This is a genomic window from Pontibacillus salipaludis (assembly GCF_014642405.1).
GTDB lineage: Bacteria > Bacillota > Bacilli > Bacillales > BH030062 > Pontibacillus > Pontibacillus salipaludis.
The window spans coordinates 18068-33798 of record NZ_BMIN01000026.1 but is presented as its reverse complement, the minus strand read 5'-3'; the positions used below and the strand labels follow the sequence as shown (position 1 = coordinate 33798).

At 39.6% G+C, this 15731-nt stretch carries 16 protein-coding genes; all 16 read left to right on the top strand.

Translation table 11 applies throughout. From position 1 onward, the window contains the following. Window positions 1-3: 3 nt before the first annotated feature. Window positions 4-819: a pur operon repressor gene (gene purR / locus IEW76_RS19620; RefSeq protein WP_188656069.1), complete on the top strand. Its 816-nt coding sequence runs from the start codon at window positions 4-6 to the stop codon at window positions 817-819. 215 nt (window positions 820-1034) lie between these two features. Further along, on the top strand, window positions 1035-1331 hold the full coding sequence (gene spoVG / locus IEW76_RS19615) for a septation regulator SpoVG (RefSeq protein ID WP_036787219.1): 297 nt from the start codon (window positions 1035-1037) through the stop codon (window positions 1329-1331). A gap of 234 nt (window positions 1332-1565) precedes the next feature. Continuing rightward, window positions 1566-2945, top strand: a complete 1380-nt coding sequence (gene glmU / locus IEW76_RS19610) for a bifunctional UDP-N-acetylglucosamine diphosphorylase/glucosamine-1-phosphate N-acetyltransferase GlmU (protein ID WP_188656068.1) — start codon at window positions 1566-1568, stop codon at window positions 2943-2945. 16 nt (window positions 2946-2961) lie between these two features. Further along, window positions 2962-3918, top strand: coding sequence for a ribose-phosphate diphosphokinase (locus IEW76_RS19605; RefSeq protein WP_188656067.1), 957 nt, complete (start codon window positions 2962-2964; stop codon window positions 3916-3918). A 92-nt stretch (window positions 3919-4010) separates the two neighbouring features. Then, entirely contained in the window at window positions 4011-4664 is a 654-nt protein-coding gene (locus tag IEW76_RS19600; RefSeq protein ID WP_188656066.1) for a 50S ribosomal protein L25/general stress protein Ctc, read from the top strand. A gap of 177 nt (window positions 4665-4841) precedes the next feature. Beyond that, window positions 4842-5402, top strand: coding sequence for an aminoacyl-tRNA hydrolase (gene pth / locus IEW76_RS19595; RefSeq protein WP_188656065.1), 561 nt, complete (start codon window positions 4842-4844; stop codon window positions 5400-5402). 89 nt (window positions 5403-5491) lie between these two features. Continuing rightward, on the top strand, window positions 5492-5722 hold the full coding sequence (fin, locus tag IEW76_RS19590; protein ID WP_188656064.1) for an anti-sigma-F factor Fin: 231 nt from the start codon (window positions 5492-5494) through the stop codon (window positions 5720-5722). Between the two features lie 74 nt (window positions 5723-5796). Further along, entirely contained in the window at window positions 5797-9324 is a 3528-nt protein-coding gene (mfd, locus tag IEW76_RS19585; RefSeq protein WP_188656063.1) for a transcription-repair coupling factor, read from the top strand. A 213-nt stretch (window positions 9325-9537) separates the two neighbouring features. Then, the gene (gene spoVT / locus IEW76_RS19580; RefSeq protein WP_188656062.1) at window positions 9538-10074 is read left to right on the top strand and encodes a stage V sporulation protein T; all 537 of its coding nucleotides are present in this window, start codon (window positions 9538-9540) and stop codon (window positions 10072-10074) included. 89 nt (window positions 10075-10163) lie between these two features. Further along, window positions 10164-11756, top strand: coding sequence for a putative polysaccharide biosynthesis protein (locus IEW76_RS19575; protein WP_188656061.1), 1593 nt, complete (start codon window positions 10164-10166; stop codon window positions 11754-11756). Between the two features lie 2 nt (window positions 11757-11758). Further along, window positions 11759-13228 (top strand): bifunctional methyltransferase/pyrophosphohydrolase YabN, encoded by a 1470-nt coding sequence (yabN, locus tag IEW76_RS19570; protein ID WP_188656060.1) that lies wholly within the window; start codon window positions 11759-11761, stop codon window positions 13226-13228. A gap of 1 nt (window position 13229) precedes the next feature. After that, window positions 13230-13484 (top strand): RNA-binding S4 domain-containing protein, encoded by a 255-nt coding sequence (locus IEW76_RS19565; protein WP_036787192.1) that lies wholly within the window; start codon window positions 13230-13232, stop codon window positions 13482-13484. Window positions 13485-13726: 242 nt separating this feature from the next. Next, on the top strand, window positions 13727-14035 hold the full coding sequence (gene yabP, locus IEW76_RS19560; protein WP_036787189.1) for a sporulation protein YabP: 309 nt from the start codon (window positions 13727-13729) through the stop codon (window positions 14033-14035). Next, entirely contained in the window at window positions 14032-14631 is a 600-nt protein-coding gene (gene yabQ / locus IEW76_RS19555; protein ID WP_188656059.1) for a spore cortex biosynthesis protein YabQ, read from the top strand. The genes yabP and yabQ overlap by 4 nt, the downstream gene beginning before the upstream one ends. Window positions 14632-14640: 9 nt before the next feature. Further along, entirely contained in the window at window positions 14641-15021 is a 381-nt protein-coding gene (locus IEW76_RS19550) for an FtsB family cell division protein (RefSeq protein ID WP_188656058.1), read from the top strand. 74 nt (window positions 15022-15095) lie between these two features. Next, window positions 15096-15539 (top strand): S1 domain-containing RNA-binding protein, encoded by a 444-nt coding sequence (locus IEW76_RS19545; RefSeq protein WP_188656057.1) that lies wholly within the window; start codon window positions 15096-15098, stop codon window positions 15537-15539. Window positions 15540-15731: the final 192 nt, after the last annotated feature.

The following is a 15731-nucleotide window of genomic DNA, read 5'->3' as shown; positions in this document are numbered from 1 at the left end:
GATATGAAAAGAAGTGAACGATTGGTCGGAATGACATATTATTTATTGGAACATCCCCAACAACTTGTATCTTTGCCCTTCTTTACAGAGGCTTATGATGCTGCGAAATCTTCTGTAAGTGAGGATTTAGGCATTATTAATCAGATGTTTCAAAAGCAAGGGATAGGAGAGTTGCAAACCGTGGCTGGTGCTGCGGGAGGAGTGAAATTCATCCCGTTTAACTCTAAGGAAAATAGCGAGAGTTTTGCAGATTTATTGGCAAAGCAATTAGAAGATCCTGAGCGTTTATTACCAGGTGGGTACTTATTTATGAGCGATCTCTTAGGTGACCCGGAAACGATTCGAAATATTGGTCGTTTGTTTGCAACTCATTTTTCGAGTGAAAATGTGGATGTTATTATGACGGTAGCGACAAAAGGGATTCCGTTAGCTTATGCTGTTGCATCGTTCCTAAATGTTCCTGTGGTCATTGTACGTCGTGATCCGAAAGTTACAGAAGGATCAACAGTGAGTATCAATTATGTATCAGGCTCTTCAAGAAAGATTCAAACGATGGTTTTACCTAAGCGCAGCCTTCAAAAAGGTTCTAATGTCTTAATTATTGATGACTTTATGAAAGCTGGAGGCACAATAGACGGTATGAAGAGCTTGTTGGCTGAATTTGAAGCAAACGTAGCGGGGATTGGCGTTCTAGCTGAAGCAGAAGATGAAGATGAGGAACGGGTTGTGCAAGATTATGTTTCTTTACTTCAAATAAATAACGTAGATATTAAAGAAAAAAAAATCGAAGTACACAGAGGTACAATGTTTCAATCGTAATAAAAAGAAGAATGCACATCGTGCATTCTTCTTTTTGTATAATAGACCGATATCCTTTCGAGAGAGGACAAGCACGGGCTATATAATCGTACAAAGGGTTTACTATTTTGGATATTGTTAGAAAAACTTAATTTTTTTTATATTTAAGAAGGAATTCAAGTAGTTTTGTTGAATATTGGTAAATAAGTTCCTATGGAAAAAGGTGGTGACAAATAATGGAAGTAACTGACGTGAGACTACGACGCGTTAATACTGAAGGAAGAATGCGAGCAATTGCTTCTATTACGTTGGATGGTGAATTTGTTGTTCACGACATTCGAGTAATTGATGGCAACAATGGTTTGTTTGTGGCGATGCCGAGCAAACGTACTCCAGATGGAGAATTTCGTGATATTGCCCATCCAATTAACTCTGGCACACGTGGAAAGATTCAAGACGCTGTGTTAGAAGAGTATCATCGAGCGGGACAAGTTGAAGAAGAAGTGGAGTATGAAGAAGCTGGAGCTTCCTAATGCTTTGCAAGAAACATCAGGAGTCTAATCACAGATTAGGCTTCTTTTTTATGATAAACACTCTTATAGGGAATTTATTACATATATGTGGTGGATATAGGAGGGTGGCTGCGCTGATCCCTCTAAAAGTCCTGCATAATAAGCTGTGAAGCCGTTCTCATAATCTTTTCTTTGTTGAAAATAGTACGGTTTTAAGATATATTCGTAATGGATAAAAAGGATGGAGGTTTCTTCATGAATAATCGCTACGCTATTGTATTGGCAGCCGGACAAGGGACACGTATGAAATCGTCTCTAACGAAAGTATTGCATCCTGTATGCGGTAAGCCTATGGTGCAACATGTAATTGATCAATTATCGTCTCTTCAACTAGATGAAATTATAACAGTAGTTGGGCGTAGTGCTGATGAGGTTCGAAACCAAATCGGTACGAAAAGCCAATTTGTTGTTCAAGAGGAGCAGCTTGGAACAGGACATGCTGTTCAACAAGCTGAACCTATCCTTGGAGCCAATAAAGGTACAACACTTGTTGTAGCGGCCGATACCCCTCTACTCACGGCTGAAACACTTGAGTCTGTGTTCCAATACCATGAACAAGAGCAAGCTAAGGTAACCGTTCTAACAGCTCATGCAGAAGACCCGACTGGTTACGGACGAGTAATCCGTAATGAGCAGGGTGATGTTTCTCGTATTGTCGAACATAAAGATGCTTCTGTAGAAGAACAAGAGGTTCAAGAGATTAACACAGCTATCTATTGTTTTGATAACGAAGCCCTATTTGAATCGCTGCAAAACGTTTCGAATGATAATGCTCAGGGAGAATACTATTTACCTGATGTTATTGAAATCTTAAAAAACAAAGATGAGAAGATCGCGGCCTATCAATCAAAGAACTTTAATGAAACACTAGGTGTAAATGATCGAGTTGCTTTATCTCGTGCTGAGAAAGCTATGCAACGTCGTATTAACGAGAGCCACATGAAGAATGGTGTAACTCTAATAGATCCTGATCACACGTATATTGGACTAGATGTTAAAATTGAACAAGATGCTATTCTTTATCCTGGTAGTGTCCTTAAAGGAAGTACTTATATTGCTACAGGAGCAGAGATTGGCCCTCATACTGAAATTATTAATTGTACAGTTGGACAAGATACAATTATTAAGCAAAGTGTGGCTCATGAAAGTCAAATTGGCAATCGTGTAACCATTGGTCCTTACGCTCATATTCGTCCAGCATCAACTCTTTCTGATGACGTTAAAGTTGGAAACTTTGTAGAGTTAAAGAAAGTTTCCTTTGGTGAAGGTAGTAAAGCCTCGCACCTTAGCTACATTGGTGATGCAGAGGTTGGCAGTGGAGTGAATATTGGTTGCGGAACAATTACAGTAAATTATGATGGTCAGAATAAACATTTAACGACCATTCAAGATGATGCGTTTATTGGTTGTAATTCTAATTTGGTAGCACCTGTTACTGTAGGTCACGGTGCTTATGTAGCAGCAGGTTCCACAATCACAGATGATGTACCGGACCGTGCTTTATCCATTGCTCGCTCTCGTCAGACGAACAAGGATGGCTACGCAGATAAAATAAATGAATCGAAAAAAGATTAATGGAGGTTTTTTAGCGATGGCTACTTCTCAATATAAAGATCCAGCTTTAAAGGTTTTTTCTCTTAATTCAAATCCAACTCTTGCTCAAGAAATTGCAGAAAATATTGGAACAGAATTAGGAAAGTGTACGGTAACAAGTTTTAGTGATGGAGAAGTACAAATTAATATTGAAGAAAGTGTACGTGGGTGCGATGTATACGTAATTCAATCAACTTCAGAGCCAGTAAACCAACATATTATGGAGTTACTTATTATGATTGATGCATTGAAACGTGCTTCTGCTCGTTCAATCAACATCGTAATGCCATACTATGGTTATGCACGTCAGGACCGTAAAGCGCGCTCTCGTGAGCCGATTACATCCAAGCTAGTCGCGAACCTTCTTCAAACTGCTGGAGCAAGCCGAGTAATTATGCTAGACTTACACGCTCCTCAGATCCAAGGTTTCTTCGATGTTCCAATTGATCATCTAGTTGGTGTGCCACTTCTTTCTGACTACTTCGAAGAGAAGAATTTCGAGGATGTTGTCATTGTTTCTCCTGACCATGGTGGTGTGACACGTGCGCGTAAGATGGCAGACCGCTTGAAAGCTCCAATTGCGATTATTGATAAGCGTCGTCCTCGTCCAAACGTTTCTGAAGTCATGAACATTGTTGGTAACATTGAAGGAAAAACAGCGATCTTAATTGATGATATTATTGATACAGCAGGCACGATTACGCTAGCTGCTAATGCTCTTATCGAAAATGGAGCAAAAGAAGTTTATGCTTGTTGTACACACCCTGTCCTTTCTGGACCGGCTATTGAGCGAATCGACAATTCTAAAATTAAAGAGCTTGTTGTTACGAATACAATCCCTCTTAAAGATGAAAAACGTATCGATAAGATTACCGAACTTTCTGTTGGTGAACTAATTAGTGAAGCAATCACTCGCGTTCACGAGCGTAAATCAATCAGTGTATTATTTGATTAATTTACCTTTTTTCTAAAAATAAGGTTTATGCCCACCTGAAAAGGGAATTATAAATCATTAGAAGCTTTATAATTCTTTGGAGGGTGATAAACGTGGCAGTAACAGTTAAAGCGAATACGAGAAATGATTTCAAACGTTCGACTAAAAATGAGCTTCGTAAGTCCGGACTGGTTCCAGCAGTTGTTTATGGAAAAGACAAAGAGCCAATTGCGGTATCGGTGAACAGCTTAGAATTATTAATGACAGTACGTGATGAAGGGAAAAACGCTATTATTTCTCTTGATATAGAAGGTAAAAAACCAGTAGACGTAATGTTACATGATTATCAAATTGAGCCGATTCGTAACGAGCTATATCATGCTGATTTCTATATGGTTGATATGAGTCAAGAAATTGATGTAGAGGTAGCGATTCATTTAGAAGGAGATGCACAGGGCGTGAAAGACGGTGGGATTCTATCTCAACCACTTCATGAACTTGCAATTCGCGCTAAGCCGAATAATATTCCTGAAGAAATTACCCTAGACGTATCAAACCTAGAAGTAGGTGACAGTCTTCTTGTAAGTGATGTGAAAGCTGGTAAAAACTATGAAATCACACAAGATGAGACCACAACAATTGTTACCATCTTGCCTCCACAAACTGAGGAGATCGTCGAGCCAGGCGAAACTCAAGATGGAGATGTTGAACCAGAAGTCATTAATCAAAAAGATGATGACGAAGCGGAAGAGAGCGAAGAAGCCTAACATTCTTCGGTTGGATATGAGACGTAACCCAAAAGGTTACGTCTCTTTTTACACGTAAAGAAGGATTATATGAGAGAATTGAAGAAGTAAAAGAGCAACGCTTTAGACTCTTCTTTTTCGATTATAATAAGATGTGAATAGAACGAATCAAGATGTATCAAAGAAGAGAGTGATTAGATGAAGTGTATTATTGGACTTGGAAATCCAGGACCTAAATTTGAAGAAACGCGACATAACATTGGTTTTATGGTCATTGATGAATTGTTAAGACGACATAATTGGAAATTAGATAAAGAAAAGTACAAAGGACAGCATACAGTCGAACGACTTGGTGGGGAGAAGGTTATGCTCTTAAAACCCCTTACTTACATGAATCTGTCCGGAGAATCCATTCGTCCTTTAATGGAATACTATGATCTGAACCCGGAAGATATAGTTGTCATCTATGATGATCTAGATTTACCTCCTGGTAAGGTTCGTTTACGTCAAAAAGGTGGTCACGGTGGCCATAACGGCATTCGTTCTACCATTGATCAATTAGATACAAAAGAGTTCCCGCGCATAAGAATTGGGGTTGGGCGTCCTAGTGGGCCTATGCCAGTCCCTGATTATGTTTTGGGGAAATTCCAAGGGGAAGATTTAGCCGCTGCTAAAGAGAGTATTCAAAAAGCTGCTGATGCGTGTGAAGCTTGGATGGAGAAGGGTTTTCTAGAGGTTATGAATGAGTTTAATAAATAATCTTTAGCAACAGAGCTTCTGTGAATTCGTATATCGCCTTTATATTTCGGACAAACTAGTGGCAAACAGCTAGTTTTAGGAGGATATAAATGGCCGTTAAATACCAATGTCGTCATTGTAAGAAGGAAATGGGAGAGCTGTCACAAGATGTGCTTGATTCCGTTGAACTTGGGCTTACTTCTTTAAATGAGGAGGAGCTTTTAGATATGGTGAGCTATCACGAGAACGGTGATGTGATGGTGCGCACTATATGTGAAGATTGCCAAGAATCATTAGAAGAAAATCCTCACTATCATGAACTTGATTTCTTTATTCATTAAGTTTACATGTTCGCTTTGGTAAATGAGCCAAAGCATTTTTGTATGGAGTGTGAGGATTAAGGGGGGGGAACAGATTGCAAGGACTTAAGCAATTTCTAACACAACAAGATGATATCCACTCCATTCTATCGGGGTTTTCATCAGGTATGAAAGAACAGTTTGTTTCAGGGCTGTCAGGTTCTTCAAGAGGAGTGTTAATTTCACTCCTTGAAGAATCAGCTAAGCGCCCTGTTTTAGTTGTTACTCATCAGCTCATGCAAGCTCAACAGTTATACGAAGATTTACTAGGCTTAACAGATGCTGATCAAGTTCACTTATATCCAGTGAATGAGTTGATTGCCTCAGAGATCGCAGTAGCTAGTCCTGAGCTGAGAAGTGAACGAATTGAGGCGTTAAATCATTGGTCTCAAAGTAAGTCAGGAATTCTAATTGCCCCTGTTGCGGCACTTAAACGAATTTTGCCTCCAACTTCTTATTGGGAAAACTATCAACTCCCGTTTAAAGTAGGCGGCGTCATTGAGATAGAAACGTACATGAAGCAATTAATCGACATGGGCTATGAGCGTGCTGATATGGTATCTGCTCCAGGAGAGTTTAGCATGCGTGGTGGCATTATGGACATTTATCCGTTAACCCAACCGAACCCATTGCGGATCGAACTTTTCGATGATGAAGTAGATTCCATTCGGTATTTCGATTCTGAGAGTCAACGCTCATTAGAAAAGGTGAACAATGTAACAATTGGTCCAGCTAGTGAGCTTTTGTTAACAGATGAAGATTTGGCAAGAGCTGCTCAAAATCTCGAGGGAGCTTTTGCAGATACCCTAAAGAATCTTAAATCTCCTGAGCTTAAGGAAACACTATCTGAGAATATTGAAAGAGATATCGAAAGACTGAAGCAACGTGAGCGTTTTCAGGAAATGTATAAGTATATTTCTCTCTACTATGAGGAGTCTGCTAGTTTACTAGATTATTTACCAGATAACGGGTTAATGATCTTTGATGAAATGAGCAGAATCCAAGAAACCGCTACACGTTTAGATGAAGAAGAGGCTGAATGGTATAGCAGTCTGTTGGAATCAGGGCAAATGGTTAGAGATTTATCGATCTCTTACAATTGGTCTGATGTTTGGCATTCTATTCATCATCCTCGTCTTTATATGTCTGTATTCTTACGTCATATACCTAATACTCAACCGGAAAATATCGTGAACATTTCTTGTAGAGCTATGCAACAATTTCATGGACAAATGAATTTATTGCAAACGGAGATGGACCGATGGCAAAAAGGGGATTATTCTGTTTTAGTAGTGGCGCCAAATGAAACCCGGGCTGAGAAAATTCAAGCAGTATTAGAAGACTATGATATGGAAGCCGTTGTTTCTGAGAAAGAACCTTCTTTACCCTTAACACATGCAACCATTGTAGTGGGGCACTTAACTACAGGATTTGAGCTACCAATGCATAAGGTAGCCGTATTGACAGAAAACGAACTATTTAAGAAGCGTTCTACACGCCCTAAGAGAAAGAAAAAGATTTCAAATGCTGAACGTATTAAAAGTTATCAAGACTTAAAAGTAGGTGACTATGTTGTTCATGCTCACCACGGTATAGGAAAGTATTTAGGAATTGAGACGCTTGAGCTAAATGGGCTACATAAAGACTATATGCTCGTGAAGTACTCAGGGGATGACAAACTATACGTTCCTATTGACCAAATCGACCTGGTCCAGAAATACGTAGGTTCTGAAAGTAAAGAACCTAAACTTTACAAACTAGGTGGAAGTGAATGGAAAAAGGTAAAAAGTCGTGTTCAATCTTCTGTTGAAGATATCGCAGATGACTTAATAAAGCTGTATGCAGAACGAGAAGCGACTAAAGGGTATGCTTTTGGAGAAGACACAGAGATGCAGCGAGAGTTTGAAGCGGCATTCCCGTATCAGGAAACGGAAGACCAAATTCGCTGTATTGAAGAAATCAAAACCGACATGGAAAAAGTACGCCCTATGGACCGACTTCTATGTGGAGACGTTGGGTACGGGAAAACAGAAGTTGCTATTCGTGCAGCTTTCAAAGCGATCGCAGATGGTAAGCAAGTCGTTATACTAGTTCCGACAACAATACTAGCTCAGCAGCACTATGAAACAATTCGTGAACGATTTCAGGATTTCCCGATTGAAATTGGTCTGTTAAGTCGATTCCGGACACGTAAGCAGCAAAAAGAAACGACAGAAGGCTTAGAAAATGGCACTGTTGATCTTGTGGTCGGAACGCACCGTATTTTATCTAAAGATATTAAAGTGAAAGAGTTAGGGTTATTGATTGTCGATGAAGAACAGCGCTTCGGAGTGAAGCATAAAGAGAAAATTAAGCAAATGAAGACAAATGTCGATGTCTTAACACTTACAGCCACTCCGATTCCAAGAACGCTCCATATGTCGATGTTAGGTGTGCGTGACTTATCCGTTATCGAAACCCCTCCTGAAAACCGTTTCCCGATCCAAACGTATGTGCTTGAATACAATCATGTATTTATACGGGAAGCTATTGAACGGGAGTTAGCGCGCGGGGGACAAGTCTTTTTCTTGTACAACCGTGTAGAAAACATTGAGCGGATGGCAGAAGAAATTTCAGCGCTAGTTGATGAAGCACGTGTGACGTATGCTCATGGTCAAATGAATGAATCAGAGCTTGAAAATGTAATGTTCAGTTTCCTTGAAGGTGAATCAGATGTGCTCGTATCTACCACCATTATTGAAACTGGAGTAGACATCCCGAATACAAACACGTTAATTGTGTATGATGCAGACCGGATGGGACTCAGTCAGCTTTATCAATTGAGAGGTCGTGTGGGTCGTTCGAATCGTGTGGCCTACGCTTATTTTACTTATCAAAAAGATAAAGTTTTATCAGAAGTGGCAGAGAAACGACTGCAAGCCATTAAGGAATTCACAGAGCTTGGTTCAGGCTTTAAGATTGCAATGCGTGACTTATCCATACGTGGAGCAGGTAACCTACTAGGTTCACAGCAACACGGATTTATTGATTCAGTCGGATTCGATATGTACTCTCAAATGCTAAATGATGCGATAGAAGCAAAACAGCAAGGGAAAGAAGTAGAGGAAACGAAACCATTCGAACCTGAGCTTACTCTTAATTTAGATGCATATATCCCGGATTCTTACATCTCAGACGAGAAACAGAAGATTGATATGTACAAACGATTCCAATCCATTGAATCTCAAGAGGATCTCCATGATCTGCGTGAAGAGATGATTGATCGTTTTAGTGACTACCCTGAACAAGTCGAGAATTTATATCAAGTAGCTGTATTGAAGCTTGCAGCTAAAAAAGAGCGTGTAGAGTCGGTTAGCGAGAAGAAGCAAAAGATTGAATTGCTTATGGAAGCTGAAGCGAGTCAGCGTATTGATGGTGCTAAATTATTTGAGCTGGCCAATCAATATGGCCGTATGATCCAACTTGGTACAGAAGGTCAGCAGTTGAAAGTGACCTTTAAATGGGATCGTAATACGGCGCATCAACGCTATAAGACAATAGAAGAATTTCTCCAACAATTACCAGAAGCTAAACATTCAGCTTGATGTAAATGTAACGCAATATACCTATTTTTACTGTATAAATTGAGCCTCACTTTGAAGATTTTGATGTTTTCTACTACAAATATGAAGGAAAAATGTATAGTTCTGACTTTGAGAAAAATACTATACCCATCAAATGGTGATTTTTGTTCTTTACAGGAAGCGATAACACATCACCAAGAGAATAATCATCAGATGAAAGTGAGGCTTCATGGAATGAAAGCAACTGGTATCGTAAGACGTATTGATGATTTAGGTCGGGTTGTAATCCCGAAAGAAATTCGTAGAACCCTACGTATTAGAGAAGGGGATCCTTTAGAAATCTTTGTAGATCGTGAGGGTGAAGTTATTTTAAAGAAGTATTCACCCATTAGCGAACTCGGTGATTTTGCAAAGGAATATGCTGATGCACTATTTGACTCACTTGGTCATCCTGTCCTTATTTGTGATCGTGACGAATTTATTGCTGTTTCAGGTGGCTCGAGAAAAGAGTATCTGAATAAAAGCATAGGGCAAAAAGTTGAACAAGCCATTCAAGATCGCGTCGTCTTAACAGAATCAAATGAAACAACCATTGAAATTGCGGATGGTATTGATGAGACAATCTCCTCGTACGTAATAGGTCCTATTATTTCTGGCGGAGATCCAATTGGATGCGTAATGATTCTTTCGAAAGAAGGAGAAGCGTTAACCAATGTTGAACAGAAAGCGGTTGAAACAGCCGCAAGTTTTCTGGCAAAACAAATGGAATAGAATGAAAGCGAGGAGCCTCATTTGCGTAGGCTCCTTTTTTCATACATACTTATATCATGAGAATGGAAAGGTTTAGAAAGGATACATTCATGGCAGTACATAATAAGCAACAAAGATTGATGAGAGGGGCACTTTTATTAACCTTAGCTGGTTTATTTGGAAAGGTATTAAGTGCTGGTTATCGTATCCCACTTCAAAATATAGCGGGGGATATAGGGTTTTATATTTACCAACAAGTTTATCCGATATTAGGGATGGCTTGGATGATATCAATATACGGGTTTCCGGTGGCAATCTCGTCTCTTGTAGCAAGAGCCAGGGCTCGAGGGGAGTCACTTTCGGTTCGGGGCTTCTATGCGCCGGTTTTTATCGTTATGGTAGGGATTAGCGTTGTGCTATTTTCTGTTTTTTACTTTGGTTCCTCTGCTATTGCATCATTTATGGGGGATCCAAGGTTGCGTATGCCTCTGCGTGTGACAGCTACCGTATTTTTACTCCTTCCGTTTACTTCAATAGGAAGAGGTGTCTTTCAAGGGATAGACGAAATGACGCCGACAGCTGTGTCCCAAATGGTAGAACAGGTGGTAAGAGTTCTTGTCATTATTTCAGCTACTTTGTTCTTCGTAGGCAATGGTTATAGCTACTATTACGTAGGATCTGGCGCAGCTTTTGGTTCCATTTTAGGAGGACTTGCGGCATGTCTGGTATTATCTTTATATATTACAAAGCATAGATCCTTACTCCTCAATCCTTCTGCTTCTTTTATTCCAATTCGCGAAATTTTAAAGATGATGGTTCTATCAGGCTTGTTTCTCTGTGTGAATTATATGCTGTTGTTGCTGATGCAATTTGCGGATGCATTCACCATGGTTTCCTCCTTGAAGGATTATGGGCTTCTATTAGAGGAAGCACAAGAAATGAAGGGAGTCTTTGATCGGGGATATCCGCTTTTGCAATTAGGAACCGTTCTTGCATCCTCACTAGCTCTTGCTATAGTTCCTTCTGTCACTAAGAAGCGCTTGGAGAACAAAACAACGGAGGTCAAAGAGAATGCCGGACAGGCGATGAAGCTTTCTTTTCTGATTTCTATTGCAGCTTCAGTCGGTTTGTTTTTAGTGCTACCTGAAGTGAACATTTTGCTCTTTAAAAGCAGTGAAGGAGTTATTGCTCTAAGGGTATTGTCGATTGTCATTGTTTTCGCATCGATGACTTTAACACTATCTTCATTATTGCAAGGGTTTGGGATTGTTTTCTTGCCAGCTTTTGCTGTGGCAATTGGGATGATTGTGAAAGTCATGTTAAACATGATACTTATCCCGGAAATGGGCCTTGCAGGGAGCGGTCTTGCAACGTTAATTAGTATTTGCGTCGTTTTTTTGAGTAATATACTTGTCTTTAAAAAACGAATTCCTTTCTCTTTAAGAGCGTACATACCTTGGAGGGCTACCTTCTTCTCGTTAGGGGTAATGACGGCGACTATATTCGTTACAGGAGGAGCGTATAGGCAATTCATAGAGATGCAACAAAGACAAGATTATGTAGGATATTGCATCCTTACAATTGGGTTAGGTGCTGTAAGTTATGGTGTGAGTTTGCTTAAAACAGGCGCTTTTACTGACAAAGAATTAGATTACTTTCCGAAATCAACTAAATTAAAACGACTCACTAAAAGGAGGTCATGACGATGACAAATCATATTAAAATTATGGGTCTTGGTGCAGGCGACCTTGAACAGTTGCCATTAGGTGTATACAGAACACTTGTAAAAGGTGAGGGAGCCCGATATGCGCGCACCCTTGATCATCCGGTCATTAAGGCATTAGAAAGTGAAGGGGTTACGTTCAAATCGTTCGATCGTGTGTATGAAGAACAGGAGCAGTTTGGTGATGTATATGAAACGATCGTGGAACAGCTAATTCGTGAAGCGGAAAGTCGCGATCTTATATATGTGGTCCCAGGTCACCCTATGCTTGCTGAGAAAACCGTACAGCTATTATTAATAGCTGAAAGAAAAGAACGTGTTTCAGTGTCAATTGAGGGTGGACAAAGCTACTTAGATGACTTATTTACAAGTTTACAAATTGACCCTATTGAAGGGTTTCAGTTTATCGATGCTACAGGATTCAGAAGAAGCATGGTAGAACATCGCCAGCACACCGTCTTTTGTCAGGTGTATGATGAAATGATTGCCTCAGAGGTGAAGGTGTCACTGCTCGAAGATTTACCTCCTGAGTTTCCTGTTTATATTGTAGATGCTGTAGGAAGTAAACAAGAACGAATAGAACAAGTACCTCTATGTGAACTTGATCATGAAGTAGAACTGAGCAATTTAACAAGTGTGTATGTTCCCCCTGTTTCAGAAGAACAGCTCGCTCATCAGTTTTTCCGGGTTCGCGACGTAATCGCAGCTCTTCGCGCACCAGATGGGTGTCCTTGGGATCGTAAGCAAACACATGAAAGCTTACGACCTTATTTACTAGAGGAATCCTATGAGCTTATACAAGCCATTGATGACCAAGATGATGAAGGGATCATAGAAGAACTAGGAGATGTGCTTTTACAGGTCCTCCTACACAGTCAAATTGGCGAAGATGAAGGATTTTTCACGATCGATGACGTAATTCTATCTTTAACGGATAAAATGATCCGTCGCCACCCACATGTTTTCTCAGATCGACAAGCAGATGATGTTGAACAGGTTATTAAGAATTGGGATGAGATCAAGAACGATGAAAAAGGTATGGAAAGACCCTCGGTGTTAGATGGAGTAGTAGAGGCATTACCTGGGCTTATGAGAGCTCAGGAATTACAGAAAAAGGCGAAGAAAGTAGGATTCGACTGGGATGATCCACAACCAATGTGGGAAAAGGTGAAAGAAGAAATGAATGAGTTTCAAGAAAGTTTACGGTCTGAGGCATTTTCTGATCAAGAATTAGAATATGGAGACATCTTATTTGCGTTTGTAAATCTTGCCCGTTACTATAAAATAAATCCAGAACTTGCGATACAAAGAACCAATGATAAATTTGAACGGCGCTTTAAAGAAATGGAAGCAGTGATTACTTCCGAGGGTCAAGTTATGCAAGATATGACGTTAGAACAGCTAGACTATTATTGGGTTCAAGCGAAGAACAGAGAGAAGGGAGAGCAATAACATGAGACTAGATAAATTTCTTAAGATATCCCGTTTGATTAAACGACGTACATTAGCGAAAGAAGTAGCTGATCAAGGTCGGATCCAACTAAACGGTAATACGGCGAAGGCTTCTACAGATGTGTCTGTAGGGGACGAGCTTTCGATCCGTTTTGGACAAAAGCAATTAACGCTAGAGGTCACATCTTTACGTGAAAATGTAAAGAAAGATGAAGCATCGTCTTTATATAAAATCATTAGTGAACAAGAAGTGTAGTCATGTAATTTGAAAATGAGAGCGAAAAAAGACGCTTTGACTCCTGTGGTGGAGTGAAGCGTCTTTTTTATGTAATGATATCGGTTATCTATTTCCTTTCGTAATCTTTTAATAGGGAGAGTGTTTAACAATGAGAACCTCTTCTCCGTAACCATTCTGTTCCGAACATTTTTTATAAGGGATTGTACATATTTGAAACCTCTCACTCATAGATTGGTATCGATAAGGGGAGGGGTGGATATATGGAGTATTATGAAAAAGATGTACAGGGGACGGGGACCAGAGGACAAGGTGATCATCATGTGAAGATGAATAATAGACGTAACTTAGAGATTACCGGGGTTAAAGAGGTAGATAGTTTCGATGCTGAGGAATTTTTATTACAAACAAATATGGGCTATTTAGTCGTCCGAGGGCAGAATCTTCAAATGAAGAATTTAGATGTAGAGCAAGGGATCGTATCGATTAAAGGAAAGGTGTATGAACTCTCCTATTTAGACGAACAGCAACAGGAGAAAGCTAAAGGATTCTTTAGCAAAATGTTTAAATGAGTTTAGATACGCAGTTTTTTACAATGGTCATTATGTTTAGTAGTGGCGTATACTTGGGTATGGTTATGGATACATTTAAAAGATTTGAGCCTTTATGGAAGTCTAATCTGATCATGAGGTATTCCTTCGAGATTTTGTTTTGGATTCTACAAGGGTTGGTTTTGTTTTATTTTCTATTTTTAGCGAATCAGGGAGAATTACGTCTGTATATTGTACTGGCTGTGGTGTGTGGTTATGCTGCATACCAAGCCTTGTTTAGGACAACCTATAAAAAAGTATTAGAGAGGTTAATTAAGATCATTTCAGGACTTATTCGCTTTTTTACACGGGTTGTAACGGTGTTTATTGTTCGTCCAATTCGTTTTATAGTGATTACAGTAACGAAGCTAATTCTCCTTTTATGGACAACCTTACTAGCCATTATTCTATTCCTATTGAAAATTTTGCTATACCCATTCCAGTTGATAGGGCGCATAACATGGAAGTTGATGCCGAAAAATGTGAAAAAATACTTACTAGACGTAGCAGGGTTTTATAGTAAAATGAAGAATATAATACTAAAATGGTGGGGGAATATCCAGCAAAAAAGGAGGTAGCTTATCATCGTGCAGGATCAACGTGATTCGGTTGCAAAGATAGATTCGGGATATGTAAAGCAGTACGATGCATACGTAGAGCGTCAACATAAAAAGAAGAAGCGGCTCATTCGCCGATTAGCTTTGTTTACAATCGCATCCCTTCTTTTATTGGGTGGATTACTGACTTACCATATTCAACAACGGAATCTTTATGCTGAGAAGCAAGCCAAATATGAAGAATTGCAAGAGGAAATGGATCTCTTAGAGAAGCAGGAAAAAGATTTTAAAGAAGAAATTAAGCTCTTAAATGATGAAGAATATGTCTTGCAGATCGCGAGAACCAATTATTTCTTCTCAAAAGAAGGCGAAATTATCTTTAAAATCCCTGATAATGGTCCCTCATATTGACACTCTTTTTAAGGCTTATATATAATATATAAGAATGATACTTTTTGAAATTCATAAGGAGGAGCAATTTTTTTATGTCAATTGAAGTAGGCAGCAAGTTGCAGGGCAAGGTAACAGGTATCACTAATTTCGGAGCATTCGTTGAACTACCTAATGGTTCAACTGGTTTGGTTCACATTAGTGAGGTTGCTGATAATTATGTAAAAGACATTAATGATCACTTAAGTGAAGGCGACCAAGTAGAAGTAAAAGTGATTAATGTGGAGAAAGACGGTAAGATCGGTTTGTCTATTAAGAAAGCTAAAGACAACTACAAAGGTGACCGTGAGCGTCGCAACAACAACAACCATAACAAAGGCGGCGGAAAAGGCAAAGGCAACGGCAACAAAGGTAACCAGCGCCCTGAGAATTTTGATTCGTTAATGAATCGTTTCCTTAAAGATAGTGATGAAAAGCTTGCATCTTTAAGAAAGCACACGGAATCAAAACGTGGAGGTCGAGGTGCTAAACGAGGCTAACTTGCTGTCTATGAGCAACCATTATGAATTGAACGTTCTTATATAAAGGAAGTGACCAGCTCATTAGAGCTGGTCACTTTTTATTGTCCATCCCACGCTCGTTCAAGAATAGGCCAGTAGTCTCGAAGGCGCGAAACTGAAGCATGTTATAGTGTGTGGGGCCGTTACGATTATTGAGTGGTAGGGGGTGTC

Excerpts from the sequence above, each read along its gene's own strand:
- purR (WP_188656069.1), top strand. The coding sequence starts at position 4 with ATGAAAAGAAGTGAACGATTGGTCGGAATGACATATTATTTATTGGAA.
- IEW76_RS19545 (WP_188656057.1), top strand. The coding sequence starts at position 15,096 with ATGTCAATTGAAGTAGGCAGCAAGTTGCAGGGCAAGGTAACAGGTATC.
- IEW76_RS19565 (WP_036787192.1), top strand. The coding sequence starts at position 13,230 with ATGAGACTAGATAAATTTCTTAAGATATCCCGTTTGATTAAACGACGT.
- glmU (WP_188656068.1), top strand. The coding sequence starts at position 1,566 with ATGAATAATCGCTACGCTATTGTATTGGCAGCCGGACAAGGGACACGT.
- spoVT (WP_188656062.1), top strand. The coding sequence starts at position 9,538 with ATGAAAGCAACTGGTATCGTAAGACGTATTGATGATTTAGGTCGGGTT.
- IEW76_RS19605 (WP_188656067.1), top strand. The coding sequence starts at position 2,962 with ATGGCTACTTCTCAATATAAAGATCCAGCTTTAAAGGTTTTTTCTCTT.
- fin (WP_188656064.1), top strand. The coding sequence starts at position 5,492 with ATGGCCGTTAAATACCAATGTCGTCATTGTAAGAAGGAAATGGGAGAG.
- yabP (WP_036787189.1), top strand. The coding sequence starts at position 13,727 with ATGGAGTATTATGAAAAAGATGTACAGGGGACGGGGACCAGAGGACAA.
- spoVG (WP_036787219.1), top strand. The coding sequence starts at position 1,035 with ATGGAAGTAACTGACGTGAGACTACGACGCGTTAATACTGAAGGAAGA.
- IEW76_RS19575 (WP_188656061.1), top strand. The coding sequence starts at position 10,164 with ATGGCAGTACATAATAAGCAACAAAGATTGATGAGAGGGGCACTTTTA.
- yabQ (WP_188656059.1), top strand. The coding sequence starts at position 14,032 with ATGAGTTTAGATACGCAGTTTTTTACAATGGTCATTATGTTTAGTAGT.
- yabN (WP_188656060.1), top strand. The coding sequence starts at position 11,759 with ATGACAAATCATATTAAAATTATGGGTCTTGGTGCAGGCGACCTTGAA.
- pth (WP_188656065.1), top strand. The coding sequence starts at position 4,842 with ATGAAGTGTATTATTGGACTTGGAAATCCAGGACCTAAATTTGAAGAA.